This window comes from Shewanella japonica, from assembly GCF_002075795.1.
GTDB classification, from domain to species: Bacteria; Pseudomonadota; Gammaproteobacteria; order Enterobacterales; family Shewanellaceae; genus Shewanella; species Shewanella japonica.
This window is the reverse complement of record NZ_CP020472.1, coordinates 3,248,145-3,263,120: the sequence shown is the minus strand read 5'-3', so window position 1 is coordinate 3,263,120 and position 14,976 is coordinate 3,248,145. Positions and strand designations below refer to the sequence as shown.

Annotated in this window: 14 protein-coding genes; 13 read left to right on the top strand and 1 reads right to left on the bottom strand. The window is 40.9% G+C overall.

The genetic code is table 11. From position 1 onward, the window contains the following. Window positions 1-35 precede the first annotated feature (35 nt). The 13 genes from SJ2017_RS13990 (at window position 36) to SJ2017_RS13930 (ending at window position 14,365) form a co-directional block, all read left to right on the top strand. Entirely contained in the window at window positions 36-1,202 is a 1,167-nt protein-coding gene (locus SJ2017_RS13990) for a 4-phosphoerythronate dehydrogenase (protein WP_080916153.1), read from the top strand. Between the two features lie 2 nt (window positions 1,203-1,204). Further along, entirely contained in the window at window positions 1,205-2,221 is a 1,017-nt protein-coding gene (locus SJ2017_RS13985; RefSeq protein WP_080916152.1) for an aspartate-semialdehyde dehydrogenase, read from the top strand. 178 nt (window positions 2,222-2,399) lie between these two features. Further along, entirely contained in the window at window positions 2,400-5,906 is a 3,507-nt protein-coding gene (locus SJ2017_RS13980) for a FimV/HubP family polar landmark protein (protein WP_080916151.1), read from the top strand. A gap of 127 nt (window positions 5,907-6,033) precedes the next feature. Further along, on the top strand, window positions 6,034-6,819 hold the full coding sequence (gene truA, locus SJ2017_RS13975) for a tRNA pseudouridine(38-40) synthase TruA (RefSeq protein ID WP_080916150.1): 786 nt from the start codon (window positions 6,034-6,036) through the stop codon (window positions 6,817-6,819). A 42-nt stretch (window positions 6,820-6,861) separates the two neighbouring features. Continuing rightward, window positions 6,862-8,154, top strand: coding sequence for a bifunctional tetrahydrofolate synthase/dihydrofolate synthase (gene folC / locus SJ2017_RS13970; RefSeq protein WP_080916149.1), 1,293 nt, complete (start codon window positions 6,862-6,864; stop codon window positions 8,152-8,154). A 13-nt stretch (window positions 8,155-8,167) separates the two neighbouring features. After that, window positions 8,168-8,764, top strand: coding sequence for an SPOR domain-containing protein (locus tag SJ2017_RS13965; RefSeq protein WP_080916148.1), 597 nt, complete (start codon window positions 8,168-8,170; stop codon window positions 8,762-8,764). A 115-nt stretch (window positions 8,765-8,879) separates the two neighbouring features. After that, window positions 8,880-9,368, top strand: coding sequence for a CvpA family protein (locus SJ2017_RS13960; RefSeq protein WP_055026114.1), 489 nt, complete (start codon window positions 8,880-8,882; stop codon window positions 9,366-9,368). 33 nt (window positions 9,369-9,401) lie between these two features. After that, entirely contained in the window at window positions 9,402-10,913 is a 1,512-nt protein-coding gene (purF, locus tag SJ2017_RS13955; RefSeq protein WP_055026113.1) for an amidophosphoribosyltransferase, read from the top strand. Window positions 10,914-11,061: 148 nt separating this feature from the next. Further along, on the top strand, window positions 11,062-11,307 hold the full coding sequence (locus tag SJ2017_RS13950) for a DUF2164 domain-containing protein (RefSeq protein WP_080916147.1): 246 nt from the start codon (window positions 11,062-11,064) through the stop codon (window positions 11,305-11,307). A gap of 93 nt (window positions 11,308-11,400) precedes the next feature. Further along, entirely contained in the window at window positions 11,401-12,291 is an 891-nt protein-coding gene (locus tag SJ2017_RS13945) for a dienelactone hydrolase family protein (RefSeq protein WP_080916146.1), read from the top strand. A gap of 356 nt (window positions 12,292-12,647) precedes the next feature. Next, on the top strand, window positions 12,648-13,337 hold the full coding sequence (lepB, locus tag SJ2017_RS13940) for a signal peptidase I (protein ID WP_080916145.1): 690 nt from the start codon (window positions 12,648-12,650) through the stop codon (window positions 13,335-13,337). 217 nt (window positions 13,338-13,554) lie between these two features. After that, on the top strand, window positions 13,555-13,959 hold the full coding sequence (locus SJ2017_RS13935) for a VOC family protein (protein WP_080916144.1): 405 nt from the start codon (window positions 13,555-13,557) through the stop codon (window positions 13,957-13,959). 73 nt (window positions 13,960-14,032) lie between these two features. Continuing rightward, window positions 14,033-14,365, top strand: a complete 333-nt coding sequence (locus SJ2017_RS13930; RefSeq protein WP_156003287.1) for a hypothetical protein — start codon at window positions 14,033-14,035, stop codon at window positions 14,363-14,365. Window positions 14,366-14,561: 196 nt separating this feature from the next. On the opposite strand, the gene SJ2017_RS13925 is transcribed toward SJ2017_RS13930, so the two are convergent. Next, window positions 14,562-14,744, bottom strand: a complete 183-nt coding sequence (locus SJ2017_RS13925; protein ID WP_055026106.1) for a hypothetical protein — start codon at window positions 14,742-14,744, stop codon at window positions 14,562-14,564. Window positions 14,745-14,976 lie beyond the last annotated feature (232 nt).

Here is a 14,976-nt window from a genome sequence, read left to right as displayed (position 1 = left end):
TCGGATAACTCACATAAATAAGGTCAAACATTAGAATGAACATAGTTGCAGACGAGAATATGCCGTACGTCGAAGCGTTATTTGGTGAAATCGGAGAGATTACCCGTGTAAATGGTCGCCAGTTAACGCCAGAGCAGCTTATTGATGTTGATGTTCTTCTAGTCCGTTCTGTCACTAAAGTGAATGCAGAGTTGTTATCACAAGCCAATAAACTTAAATTTGTTGGTAGTGCCACCATCGGTACTGATCATATTGATTTAGCCTTACTAGAACAACGTAATATCCCTTTTACTAATGCACCTGGCTGTAACGCAGCAGCAGTGGGGGAGTTTGCCTTTATTGCTATGCTGGAATTAGCTAAACGATTCAAACAGCCTTTAAAAGACAAAGTGGTAGGAATTGTTGGCGCGGGTAACACAGGTAGCGCACTTGAGCATTGTCTTAATGCTTATGGTATGAAGGTCTTATTGTGCGATCCATTACTTGAAGAACAGCAGTTATCCAACCGCAGCGCGACTAATATCAGCGACAAAAATTCCCGTCAGTTTGTGTCGTTAGACACCATTATTGAGCAAGCTGACATAATAAGCTTACATGTTCCTATCACTAAAACTGGACCGCACAAAACTTGGTACTTGTTTGACGAAGCTAAATTGAATCAATTAAAACCGCATGCTTGGTTAGTGAATTGTTGCCGTGGTGAGGTTATTGACAATCGCGCTTTGATTAAGGTGAAACAACAACGGGATGATCTCAAACTGGTACTCGATGTGTGGGAAGGCGAGCCTAACCCTATGCCAGAATTAGTGCCACTTGTTGAGTTTGCGACGCCACATATCGCAGGATACAGCTTAGAAGGTAAAGCTCGCGGCACTTATATGTTATTCGAAAAACTGTGTGAAATCTTTGGTCTTGAACACCAAAAATCGCTGTTGAACTTACTGCCTAAATTTAACATTAGTCAGTTACACATCACTGACAAGGTATCTGAAACTCAATTACTCACGCTAGCAAGATTGGTCTACAACCTCGCAGATGACGACTATTTGTTTAGAAATAGCTTCCTTAATAACCATGGGTTTGACCATATGAGAAAAAATCACACTCATCGGCGTGAATTTAGTGCATTGTCGCTAGTCAACACGGGTCATTGTGAGGTAGATTGGATGTTTAAATTAGGTTTTTCAGGAGTCGAGCGTTAATTATGTCACAGGAATTTAATGTTGTTGTTTTAGGTGCGTCGGGCGCAGTGGGTCAAACTATGATTGAGATCCTTGAAGAGCGAAAATTCCCAGTCGCAAACTTATACCCATTAGCGAGTAGCCGCAGTGCTGGCGAAACCTTAAGCTTTAATGGTAAACAAGTAGAAATTCTTGATGTGGACACGTTTGATTGGAGCCAAGCACAAATTGGTTTCTTCTCAGCTGGTGGTGACGTTTCAGCTAAATGGGCGCCAATAGCAGCGGAGCATGGTTGTGTGGTCATCGACAATACTTCACATTTCCGCTACGACATTGACGTACCGTTAGTTGTGCCAGAAGTTAATCCACAAGCGATTGCTGACTTCCGTAATCGAAACATTATCGCAAACCCTAATTGCTCAACCATTCAAATGTTAGTGGCATTAAAACCTATTTATGATGCATTTGGTATCTCACGTATTAACGTGGCAACTTACCAATCAGTGTCTGGCTCAGGTAAACAAGCTATTGATGAATTAGCTGGGCAATGCGCTAAATTGTTACAAGGCTTACCTGCTGAAAATAAAGTTTATCCAAAGCAAATCGCTTTCAATGTGTTACCACAAATCGATGTGTTTATGGAAAACGGCTACACCAAAGAAGAAATGAAAATGGTGTGGGAAACTCAAAAGATTTTTGGTGACCACGATATCGTTGTTAATCCAACAGCTGTACGTGTTCCTGTGTTCTATGGTCACTCAGAAGCAGTCCACTTAGAAACTCGTCAACCTGTTGAAGCTGAACAAATTAAAGCGGTTTTACGTGACGCTGAAGGTGTGGTGCTTTTCGAGAATGATGAAGACTATCCTACTGTAGTAACTGACTCAGCAGGTACCGACCCTGTATTTGTTGGCCGAGTAAGAAAAGATATTTCTCACGATTACGGTATAAATTTATGGGTTACGGCCGATAACATCCGTAAAGGTGCTGCTTTAAACAGTGTTCAAATAGCTGAAGTTCTGATCAGAGATTATTATTAATCTACTATGAATAGAGTTATTTAGACTAAAAAGCCTGCAGCCTGCAGGCTTTTTTCGTTTTACCGCTGTCAGCAGTAGCAGGGTGACTAATTCTGGTTTATAGTCGTAATTAATAAAAACAATTACCTAAAGCCAGTTGTCATGAAGACAACCCGATCGCGCTCAAAGGGAAAGATTGGTGATTTTTCGAACCTCTTATTTTGTTGGCATGATGGCCTGTGCATTGGCCGCTGTTTCTGCATCTCAAATTATCGAGCCTGCCCACGCAGAAACGCTCAAAATTACCGGCCCCAATGGAGAAGTTGTCAACGCTCCAACCCGTCAATATGGGCCAACGACTTCTTCGGATACGTTTTGGAGTATTGCCCAAAAAGTTAGGCCAAACCAGAACGTCTCTGTTTATCAAGTGATGGCGGCATTATTTGATGCTAACCCTCATGCGTTCAGTAGTAATAATTACAACTCACTTGAACGTGGCATGACCCTACTCGTGCCATCGGCTGATGTGATGGCACAGATCAGTGCTGCAGATGCTAAGTTACGCGCCGAAAATAATGACAAGAGATTACCCAACGCTAATCCGGCTAAACCTGCAACGAACAATACTACTGCTGTTGAAACATCAGTGCCTGCGACGGGCAAAAAACCATTACAAATTGTTGCCAAGCAACCGACTGCTGAAGAATTGGCTCAGCAAGCGGCTTTATTAGCGCAGCCTGAAATTGACGAGCTAACAGCGAAATTAGAAGACGCGCAAACCAAAGCATTGTCACTGACTGATGAACTGGCTCGCGCTGAGGATACATTATTAGTCAAAGATGCAGATAACAATGCATTGAAAGCAAAAATCCAAGAGCTCACTTTGCAGTTATCTGCAATGCAAGAGGATTTGCAATTACTTACCGAGAAGTATCAAGCATTAGATACAGAACATCAGGCATTAGTTGAAAAAAATAATCAGCCTCAGGTTATTGAAGAGCCAACAGATTTTTGGCGCTCATTGTCAGATAATATGATTTTGCTAGCAATTGTTGCAGCATTACCACTGATTATTATTTTCCTCGCTATCTTCTGGCTCATGCGTCGTAAAAATAAAACAGAACCTGAGTCTGCAGCTCAAACAGAGCCTGTGATTGATCAAGCTGGTGAAGAGACCGTATCAGAAGTCGATGATATTGATAATTTAGCGGTTCACTTAGATGAAGATGAGAAATCGCCAGAAAACATTGAAGACTTATTAGATCTAGATAACCAAGATACAGGAGAGCTCACTCTCGATGGTGAATCTGATGCTGATATGTATATCACCGAAGAAGAACCAGCGGAAGAATCTGATGAAGGCACTTCTTTAGATGATCTTTGGGCTGAGGCGATGGAAGAGCAAGAAGAGGACATGCAGCCGCTTGAAGCGGATGAGGATGACTTAGATAGCCTTCTTGAAGGGCTCGATACCAATGATGATGTCATTGAGACTTCATTGGAAGAACCATTACCTGTTGACAGTGTTCCTGCCGACAGTGACTCAGATGAAAGTGCTGCAGAAGATGATATTGATAGCTTACTCGCAGGCTTTGAAGAGCCCGCGGTTAATGAGTCCACCGCAGAAGAGCCAGTACAAATAGATAGTCAAAGTGATGCACAAGACGACATTGACAGCTTACTAGCAGGCTTTGATGAACCAGCGGTTAATGAGTCCGTTGCAGAAGAGCCTGCGGTTAATGAGTCTGCTGGAGAAGAGCCTGCTCAAACAGATAGTCAAAGTGATGCACAAGATGACATTGACAGCTTACTAGCAGGCTTTGATGAACCAGCAAATGATGAACCAGCGCTTAATGAGTCTGTCGCAGAAGAACCAGCTCAAACAGATAGTCAAAGCGATGCGCAAGATGACATCGACAATTTACTAGCAGGCTTTGATGAACCAGCAATTGATGAACCAGCGGTTAATGAGTCTGTCGCAGAAGAGCCTGCTCAAATAGATAGTAAAAGTGATGCGCAAGATGACATCGACAATTTACTAGCAGGCTTTGATGAACCAGCAATTGATGAACCAGCGGTTAATGAGTCTGTCGCAGAAGAGCCTGCTCAAATAGATAGTCAAAGCGATGCGCAAGATGACATCGACAGCTTACTGGCAGGCTTTGATGAGCCTGCCGCAGAAGAGTCAGCTGAAATAGATACTCAAAGTGGTGCAGAAGATGATATCGACAGCTTACTTGCTTCCATAGATGTACCTGCAGAACAAGAACAAGATTTCACTGCAGAGATTGCCGCAGAGCTCGAAGAGGATGTTGCTGTCAGTTTGGATGAATCGTCCGATATTGATGACCTCCTTGCTGATGTTGATACAGAGAAAGAGTTTGCTCCATTAAACAATGACGGATTGGATGTTGAACAAGTTTTGACAGCAGAGCTTGAGCAAATTGAATCTGAGTTAGCCATTGACACTGATAATGATGATATTGACTCGCTTATTTCTGATTTAGAAACGGACTCTGCAAATGAAGCTCAAAATCAGTTTGCTGAAACGTTAGAAGAAAGCACCGCGGTGTCTGAATCAGATTTAGATGAGTTGCTAGCCGATGTTGAAGCAATAGAGCCAGTTTCGGTAAATAATACCGAATCTTCAGATGAGTTGAAATTTGCACCGGGTGATGAATCAACACTGAATATTCAAGATGATATACCGACCGGTGAGCAGCAAGAGGATCCTTTAGTTGCTGAGTTATTAGCAGCTGAGCAAGCCGATCAACAAGTGCAGCAAAGTCATGATGAGCAAGACTCTGATATTGATGAATTGGACGCATTATTGGCTGATTTCAATGTTGAAGACTTTGATATTGATAAGAGTGATTCAGACAAGAGTGAGTTAGATAGTAGCAATAGTGAAGTTACTGCTCCAAAGGTGGCCGACACACTTGAGACCGATCTTGATGAGCTTGAACTTAATGAACAAGATGACGTTCCATTATTTGTATCTGATGAAGAAATAAATGAGCAGGACAGCATCTCAGAACAAGATTTTGATGCCATGTTAGCGGGATTATCTGCCGATGAGCCAGATACCATCATCGAACAACAACCTGATACAGAGGCATTGTCGAAAGAGTCAGGCTTTTTCGACGATTTAAAATCAAAAAAAGCGGATGCAGCGAGTCTTGATTGGGAAGCTGATTTATTCCAACAAGCGTCAAATCATCCAGCATCGGAAGCGCAAGTTGATGATATCGATGACGAGACCTTCCAATTAACCGATGACAATTTAACGGTTGATGAAGCGCTAGCAGCTCTTGATGCAGAAGAAAGTAATAAACAGGATGCTAGGTTAGATTCTGATGAGCCATCTGACATGGTTTCAGATACTGCGCTAAATACCTTCGAGCAAGAAAATGGCTTTATCGACATCGATAAATTGTTAAATGATGCTGATGAAGATGTCGAAATCAGCGATCAATATAAAGATGTTGCTGTTGAAATGGGCGAAGTGAACTCACTCATTGGTAATGCTGAAATGATTGATGTTGACGATGAAGAAAACTCAGTGAACGCCAAGTTAGACTTAGCCAGAGCCTACATTGAAATTGAAGATGAAGATGCAGCAAAAGCAATCTTAAAAGAAGTTCAAATTGACGGTAATGAACGCCAGCAAACCGAAGCTGGCAAACTACTTGACGAGATGAGTTAAGCTGGAAATTAATTAATCATCATTCATTCGATTAATTTCCTATTTCATCACGAACAAACGGCGCTAAATGCATGCGCCGTTTTTTTTGTGCTAAAATGCGCGCTCTTTAAATCTGAGGGTAATTTCAATGCGTGTGGCGTTAGGTGTCGAATACGATGGTAGTCAATATTTCGGTTGGCAAAGACAAAAAGAAGTTGTGTCTGTGCAAGAAAAAATCGAAGCCGCTTTATCATCAATAGCCAATGAATCCATTGAAATTATTTGTGCAGGTCGAACAGACTCAGGTGTGCACGGTACTGGACAAGTGGTCCATTTTGATACCCAATCTACACGTCAAATGTCGGCGTGGGCCTTAGGGGTCAATGCCAAATTACCAGATGATATTGCCATTCGATGGGCAAAAGAAGTCGATGATACATTTCATGCTCGCTTTTCTGCCACGGCGCGTCGATATCGTTATCTTATTGATAATAGTGAATTTAGGCCTGGTATATTACGTCACGGATTAAGTCACTATCATTACGCACTTGACCATCAATTAATGCATCAAGCGGCGCAACTTTTTGTTGGCGAACATGACTTTACTAGTTTTCGCGCGTTACAGTGCCAAGCTCATAGTCCAGTAAGAACGATAGAATTTGTGAATGTCACTCGCCAAGGCGCATTCATTATTGTGGATATTAAAGCGAATGCTTTTTTACATCATATGGTGCGAAATATTGTTGGTACACTCATCGAGATTGGACAATCTAATCAAAAAGTCGAGTGGGTCAATGAGCTTTTGGCGCTAAAAGATCGCAAGTTTGCCGCACCAACATCTAAGCCTAATGGTCTATATTTAGTGGATGTAACTTACCCTGAGCATTATGAGTTACCTAAGCCACCTATGGGGCCATTATTTATGTTGGATTGATTAATCCATCCGCTAATCAATGACATTGAGTTAAGGAATAACATGAGTTCAGTTAGTGACAATCAACCTTGTTCAGCACCGACAGATTCGGCAAGCTTGTCTCAGTGGTTGGATTATCTTTTATCTATTCATCCAACTGAAATTGAAATGGGGTTAACGCGTGTAACAGAGGTCGCTAAGCGATTAAATGTACTATCCCCTCAATCAAAAGTGATTACTGTCGCTGGCACAAATGGTAAAGGGACAACCTGCGCCATGATTGAGTCAGTATTAATGCAAGCTGGCTTTACCGTTGGCGTTTATAGCTCACCGCATTTGTTAAAATTTAATGAGCGAGTGCGGATTAATCAGCAAGATGTTTCTGACAGCGCATTAATAGCAGCATTTAATGCAATCGAAACAGCGAGAACTTTGCCAGATAGTGCCACTATTTCTTTGAGCTTCTTTGAATATGCAACCTTAGCTGGCCTGTACTTATTTAATATTGAAAAGCCTGATGTCGTGCTATTGGAAGTTGGGCTAGGTGGGCGCTTAGATGCCACCAATATTATTGATGCTGATGTCAGTGTGATCACCTCGATTGATATTGACCATCAAGAATACTTAGGTGATACCCGCGAGCTAGTCGGGCTTGAAAAAGCAGGCGTGTTTCGTCCTGAATGCCTAGCTATTATCGGCGAGCCTGACCTGCCTCACACTGTGTTAGATTACGCAGCAGAAATTAATGCGAATGTTTATCGTGTTAACCATGACTTTAATTACCACCTTAATGGTGACACTTGGCAGTACATTGGTGCTAATTGTGTCTTTCATAAGTTGCTTTTACCAAAACTGCCGCTTGCCAATGCCGCCACAGCTGTTGCAGTAATAGAGCAAACTTGGCCAAGCATTAGCCCTAAAGATATTATGACGGGTATTGCTAGAGCATCATTAGCCGGGCGTTTAGAGCAAGTACAAGACAGCCCCAAAGTGTTAGTCGATGTGGCCCATAACCCACATGCAGCAAAATATTTGGCTTCCCAGTTACAGCAATATAAACCTGCACGTATTATTGCTTTATGTGGCATGTTAAAAGACAAAGATGCAGCCGCAGTCTTGTCTGAACTGAAAGGCGTTATTGATGAATGGTACTTTACCGATTTACCAGTGGAACGAGGGTTAGAGGCCACTGCATTAGCTGGTATGCTTGCACAACATGAACCACCGCAAAAATCATCACATTTTTCTTCGATAAATCAAGCATGGCAAAGTCTTAATGCAAATATTACCACTGATGATGTGGTAATTGTTTTTGGCTCATTTTACACTGTGGCTGGCTTTAGCGAATTATTATAAAAGGGAATACACATTGTCTGCTCAATTTCAAAATCGTTTAGTTGGAACTGTCGTAATTGTGGCGCTCGGGGTGATTTTTTTACCTGATTTGCTCGATGGGAAAAAACAACGAGAAGTCGAACAATTTACCGAGATCCCACTTCGCCCTGTTATCACTGAACAAGCTAAAGATGATATCGGTGAAGGGTATAAACCTGAGACTTTTGAAGTCGAAGAAATCGCGCAGACTCAAGACTTGGTTAGCTCTTCAGAAGAAGAGACTGTGGAGCAAGATCAAACTGAACCTGCTAAAAAACCAACGAATACTCAAACGCAGCAAGTGGCTAAATCTGAGCCTGTAGAGAAAAAAGCGCCCCCAATTAAAGCGGGTTATACGCTACAACTCGGTGGTTTTAATAATGCCAAAAATGTTGAAGGGTTAGTAAAACAACTGCGTCAAAATGGGTTTACCGCTTATACCTTACCTGCAAAACCAATTGATGGCTCGCTCACAAAGGTGTTTGTTGGCCCAGATTTATCGGCCGACAAGCTAAAAACTCAGCAACAGAAAATTAAAAAAATAACGGGTCTTCAAGGTAAAATTGTTAAATACAATCCCCTAGAAAACTAACTATTCACTATTGTTTGGTACAGCGCAAAGTCAATTTATCTAGCAGTGGGTGAGAAAGTTTTCTGTCTCTGTTAGAATCGCGCCGTCTTAACATCTATACCGGATCCCCATCTCAATGGTTTGGATTGATTACGCTATTCTCATCGTCATCGGCATATCAACTGTCATCAGTTTGGTTCGCGGATTTGCCAAAGAAGCCATGTCTTTAGTGGTATGGTTTGCTGCCTTCTTTATTGCTAGCCAATTTTATCAAGATTTAGCCGTTCATTTGACTCAAATGAGCGACGAAACTATGCGAAATGGCGTAGCCATTGCCATCTTATTTATCGCCACACTAATCATTGGCGCGTTAGTTAACTATTTACTTGGTCAACTGGTTTCTAAAACCGGTTTATCAGGCACCGACCGAGTCTTAGGCTTGTGTTTTGGTGCATTACGCGGGGCATTAATCGTCAGCGCGATATTATTTTTTCTTGATGCTTTTACCGGTTCGCCAAATCAGGATTGGTGGAAAGAATCAGAACTTGTACCCCAATTTGGTGTGGTTATTCAGTGGTTTTTTGACTATCTGGAAAATACCTCCAGCTTTGTACCCAAAATATAAATATAAAACATCTTACAATGAGGAAGCTTACCCATGTGTGGTATCGTCGGAATAGTTGGTCAGTCATCGGTTAATCAAACCATTTATGATGCATTGACCGTGCTTCAGCACCGTGGTCAAGACGCAGCAGGTATTGTGACTGTTGACAAGAACGCGTTTCGTTTACGTAAGGCAAATGGACTAGTTAAAGACGTTTTCGAAGTAAAACATATGCAACGCCTACAAGGTAAAGCCGGTATTGGACACGTGCGTTACCCAACCGCAGGTAGCTCAAGTGCTTCAGAAGCACAGCCGTTTTATGTTAACTCACCGTTTGGTATTTCATTGGCTCACAATGGTAACTTAACCAATACAGTTGAGTTGGCTGAAGGCCTAGTGAAAAAACGTCGCCACGTTAACACCACATCAGATTCTGAAGTGTTGTTAAACCTGTTAGCTGACGAACTACAAGAAACAAGAAGCTTAACGTTAAGCGCTGATGAAGTGTTTGATGCTGTGGCTAAAGTACACGCCCAAACCCGTGGTGCTTACGCTGTTGCAGCGATGATTATTGGTCAGGGCCTAGTTGCATTTCGTGACCCGTTCGGTATCCGCCCGTTAGTGCTTGGTAAGCATGAAACCCCAACGGGTACTGAGTATATGGTCGCTTCTGAAAGCGTTGCATTAGATGCCGTAGGCTTTGAAGTGATGCGTGATGTTGCGCCAGGTGAAGCGATTTACATCTCATTAGATGGTCAGCTATTTACTCGTCAATGTGCAGTTGAACCAAGCTATGCACCATGTATTTTTGAATTTGTTTATTTTGCACGTCCTGACTCGTCAATGGATAAAATCTCTGTTTACGGCAGCCGTGTAAATATGGGCGCAAAGTTGGGCGCTAAAATTCAAAAAGAATGGGAAGATCACGACATTGATGTTGTTATTCCAATTCCTGAAACCTCATGTGATATCGCGTTAGAAATAGCACGTTGTATGGACCTTCCTTACCGCCAAGGTTTCGTGAAAAACCGTTACATTGGCCGTACGTTCATCATGCCAGGTCAGCAAGAGCGTAAGAAGTCTGTTCGTCGTAAACTCAATGCTATTAACACTGAGTTTAAAGGCAAAAACGTATTGTTAGTGGATGACTCAATTGTTCGTGGTACCACTTCTGAGCAAATTATTGAAATGGCTCGTGAAGCTGGCGCAAAGAAAGTTTACTTTGCTTCTGCTGCTCCTGAAATCCGTTTCCCTAACGTTTATGGCATTGATATGCCAACCACTAATGAGCTTATTGCTCATGGCCGTGATGCTGATGAAATTGCTAAAATCATTGGCGCTGACGGTATTATCTTCCAAGACTTAACTGACTTAGTTGATGCAGTTGGCATGGAAAATCCAGAAATTAAACGTTTTGAAACCTCAGTATTTGATGGTCAATACATCACTAACGATGTTGACCAAGCTTACTTAGATCACCTAACACAGTTGCGTAATGACGATGCTAAAGCAAATAGCAAAGACATTGGTACTAACTTAGAGATGCACAACGTTTGTCATCCTTAATTTGACGTGACGTCATTGCATTTGAAAAGCCAGCGAAAGCTGGCTTTTTTGTATCTGAAACCCAATCAAACATTTATGATATAAGATTAAATACAACCTGTTTTTACATCGTTACCCCCACAAGATTGTGGTTTAGGAGAAGGGCTTAATGTCTAAAATTGAACTGACAGCAGAACAAAGAGAAATGATGGTTAACAAGCTTCAACGTTATTTTGAAGATGAGCTAGACCAAGACTTAGGTCAATTTGAAGCAGAGTTCTTGTTAGATTTTTTAGGCAAAAATATTGGCGCGCATTTTTACAACCAAGGTTTGCACGATGCAAGGGCTATTTTTGAGGCTCGTATAGAAACAATTGATGAAGATATTTATGGTATTGAAAAAGACGTCAACTAACTGAAATAGGAATCGCTATTTACTTTTTTCCTTCGCTCCACTAGGTTAGATAAATCGTGATCTGTGTATCATTATTTTGATGGAGGAAAAACAATGTCTCAACCCAAAAGAGATGATATCCCGCAAGAAGCGTTTGATTGGTATGATGAATATGCCCACGGTGGTATGGACCGTCGAACCTTCATGAAGAAGCTGGGTACTTTAGTCGCTGTGGGATACTCCATGAGTGTTCTGACATCTGCACTTTTACCTAATTATGCTCTTGCTGAGCAAGTATCATTTAATGATGCAGATATTAAAGCGACTTATGAGACATTTGACTCGCCACAGGGCCACGGTAAAGGTCAAGGTTATTTTGTGGTGCCTGCGAATAAAACGGGTCCATTACCTGTTGTATTAGTGATTCACGAAAATCGTGGCTTAAATCCTTATGTTAAAGATGTCGCTCGCCGCCTTGCTAAGGCAGGTTTTATTGCATTCGCACCAGATGCGCTGTATCCACTTGGTGGCTATCCTGGTAATGATGACGAAGGCCGTGCGATGCAACGATCAATGGATCGCGATAAAATTCAGCAGGACTTTATTGCCGCAGCCAAGTTCTTAAAATCCCATGAAAACAGTAATGGAAAACTAGGCGCGGTAGGTTTTTGTTTCGGCGGCTATATCGTCAATTATCTTGCAGCAGTCGAATCTGACTTGCTTACCGCTGGGGTGCCTTTTTACGGGACACCCGCTAAGAAAGAGCTTCGAGAAAATATTAAAGCGTCATTAATGGTACAACTTGGTGAAGAAGATGAACGGGTTAATAAATCATGGCCTGACTACGAAGCTGATTTAAAGCGTTATAAAGTGCCTTATCAAATGCATATGTATAAAGGCGCCAAGCATGGTTTTCATAACGATTCGACAGGTCGCTATGATGAAGCCAACGCTAAACTATCATGGGATCGTACCATTAGCTTTTTTACAGAGAAATTAAGTTAACGACTCGTCATTGATGGTGCCACAATAACAGGAAGCTTCGGCTTCCTTTTTTAATGCGAAAATTTTGAACGAGTGGTTTGTTTAACTCATATTCATATGACGACGTATCACTTGTTTAGGTTAAAAGACTAAAAGGTGGTGATATTACTCATTTTAGTTAACCCTAAAAACATTAAATTGCTGATTTTATTGGTAAATAATAGTGGCCTTATAATTGCTTTAACCAAGTGCTCAAATTATTACGTAAAGTTCATTACATAAAGTGCATTACAGAAAGTGCATTACATTAAACGGTAAGCGTAAAGCCGCAAGCTTAGCGTTAGCACTAGGTTCATAGCTAAACATAAGGGATTATGATGATAAACAAACTCACAAAGTTGCTAAAAGAGTATAAATCACTGCTGATTTTTATTGCGTTAATGAGTGTATTCAGAAGCGCAGTTGCTGATTGGTATACCGTGCCTACAAGCTCAATGAAGCCAAGTATATTAATCGGTGACAGAATTCTTGCAAACAAAATGGCGTACGATGTTCGCATTCCTTTTACTCATGTTTCTTTATATAAAACAGGCGATCCAGCTCGCGGAGATATCATTATTTTTGACTCCGAAGCTGCTGGAAATAGACTGGTAAAGCGTGTCATTGGCGTACCTGGAGACACCGTAGCGTTAAACAACAATCAACTAGTGATTAACCATCAAAACATTAATTATCATGATCTTAGTTATAGGAGTAATCGTTCTCAAGGTAAAAGTTATCAAGATGATACGCAGGATAAGATTGAAGATTTACTCGGCGTGGCACATTCAATAAGAGTGAATAAAATGGGCTCAATACGCTCAAAGTTTAACGAGGTTACTGTGCCAACCGGGTATTATCTTGTATTGGGTGATAATCGGGATAACAGTGCTGATTCACGTGTGATTGGGTTTGTGCCTCGCAATGAAATCATCGGACGCACAAAGCGTGTTGTGATGTCTTTTAATTATGATAATTATTATTTACCTAGGCATGATAGATTTTTCCATTCCCTTGTCAGTGGCTAAAAGAGGCTAAATTGTCACTAAAGCACTTTACTATTTGCTGACCAATGAATTCGAAATAAGCCACACCTTAATGAGTGGCTTATTTTTACTTCTCGCTGAATTTAATCCTACCTTTAAAAATTTAACTTGTTTTATATCAATAAAATAAATCAGATTTTTTCTAATTAAACCCTTACAATCTTAGTGCTAATTTCGTATTCAATTAAAAGGTTATTGCATGTCTACTGTTACTAAACAGCAAATCGGAATGATTGCATTAGTCGTTGACGATTATGATGACGCTATTGCCTTTTATACTCAAAAACTACAGTTTACCTTGGTCGAAGATACCGATTTGGGTGGCGGAAAACGTTGGGTGTTAGTGTCACCGCCAAATGGCAATGGCACCAAATTGTTATTAGCCCAAGCCAACAATGAAACTCAAAAGCAGTCGGTGGGTAATCAAACTGGAGGTCGGGTATTTTTGTTTCTTCAAACTAACGACTTTTGGCGTGACTATAAGTTAATGCAGACCAATGAAGTGGTATTCAATGAGGAACCTAGGGTAGAAGAATATGGCACTGTTGTGGTGTTTCAGGATTTATACGGCAATAAATGGGACTTACTTGAGTTGAATAAGTAAACAAAATAAGCAAGTCGAATAAGCCAGTTTAATGAAGTGATGAAGTTTAATTAATCGTTTGTTGAGGTAATGAATGGGAATGGTGATTGCTTTTCTTTTATGGGGTGTGGCAGTGGTTTTCTCTGTTATCACCATTGGTGTTATTCATCTGTGCAATAAAAAAGCTAAGCAACGAGAAGTTAACAGCAAGTACATGCTTCATATTGTCTTAAGCTCGATACCATTGTGGTTGTTGATTTTCTATTTCCCTGTTGATTATTACACATCCCATAACGATCTCGATGCTCTGATAACGGTATGGTCAACCAAAACTGCACTGACAATATTGAGTCCAGCAGTTACTGCTATCGTTATTTTAGTGCTACGTACTATGAAAGCGAAGCAACTAGCAGACAATGCAGATTAGGTGATAAATAGGCTGCACATCGTTCTTTACGACATAGCACTTAATTTATCATTTAAAATAGCACTAAAGCCAAAATACACTCTGGTTATAGGCTTAAATAGCAGCCATAAAAAAAAGCAGTGTTAGCACTGCTCTTTTATCAAAATTCATAGGGCTTTGTTGCCACTTTTAGCTGTATAAAATCAGCAAACTTTACTTAGAAAGTGCTGGTCAGCATATCGATTAACTCAGTTTCAGTGGTTGGCATTTTTGCAAGTTCAACCATTTCTGGTGAGCCACCATTTAACATGTAAGCACTTGTGGTCAAATGATCATGATGAAACCATTTCCCGTTAACGCAGACGTCTGTGTAACACTTCTCACATTGTTTCAATTCCATAACGGGCTCCTGAGCTCAAAATTTGCGATAACTAAACCTATCCCAAGAATTCATTAACAATGATGATCCAGATCAACTTTATTTCAGCTTTAATCATCTTAATTTAGATGAAACGTTTGTTTTTGGTGGTATAAAAAGTCAATTATATGGCAGTTGGGGCGATTTTATATTCTTTATTTTTCGGTTATGAAAATAAACTACAAAAAAAAGCAGTAAAACTCGCCAATTCTAG

Bases quoted from the DNA above. Each gene is read 5' to 3' on its own strand.
- SJ2017_RS13950 (WP_080916147.1), top strand. From the start codon at position 11,062: ATGTCTAAAATTGAACTGACAGCAGAACAAAGAGAAATGATGGTTAAC.
- SJ2017_RS13985 (WP_080916152.1), top strand. From the start codon at position 1,205: ATGTCACAGGAATTTAATGTTGTTGTTTTAGGTGCGTCGGGCGCAGTG.
- folC (WP_080916149.1), top strand. From the start codon at position 6,862: ATGAGTTCAGTTAGTGACAATCAACCTTGTTCAGCACCGACAGATTCG.
- lepB (WP_080916145.1), top strand. From the start codon at position 12,648: ATGATAAACAAACTCACAAAGTTGCTAAAAGAGTATAAATCACTGCTG.
- SJ2017_RS13990 (WP_080916153.1), top strand. From the start codon at position 36: ATGAACATAGTTGCAGACGAGAATATGCCGTACGTCGAAGCGTTATTT.
- SJ2017_RS13930 (WP_156003287.1), top strand. From the start codon at position 14,033: ATGGGAATGGTGATTGCTTTTCTTTTATGGGGTGTGGCAGTGGTTTTC.
- SJ2017_RS13925 (WP_055026106.1), bottom strand. From the start codon at position 14,744: ATGGAATTGAAACAATGTGAGAAGTGTTACACAGACGTCTGCGTTAAC.
- SJ2017_RS13960 (WP_055026114.1), top strand. From the start codon at position 8,880: ATGGTTTGGATTGATTACGCTATTCTCATCGTCATCGGCATATCAACT.
- SJ2017_RS13945 (WP_080916146.1), top strand. From the start codon at position 11,401: ATGTCTCAACCCAAAAGAGATGATATCCCGCAAGAAGCGTTTGATTGG.
- SJ2017_RS13935 (WP_080916144.1), top strand. From the start codon at position 13,555: ATGTCTACTGTTACTAAACAGCAAATCGGAATGATTGCATTAGTCGTT.
- truA (WP_080916150.1), top strand. From the start codon at position 6,034: ATGCGTGTGGCGTTAGGTGTCGAATACGATGGTAGTCAATATTTCGGT.
- purF (WP_055026113.1), top strand. From the start codon at position 9,402: ATGTGTGGTATCGTCGGAATAGTTGGTCAGTCATCGGTTAATCAAACC.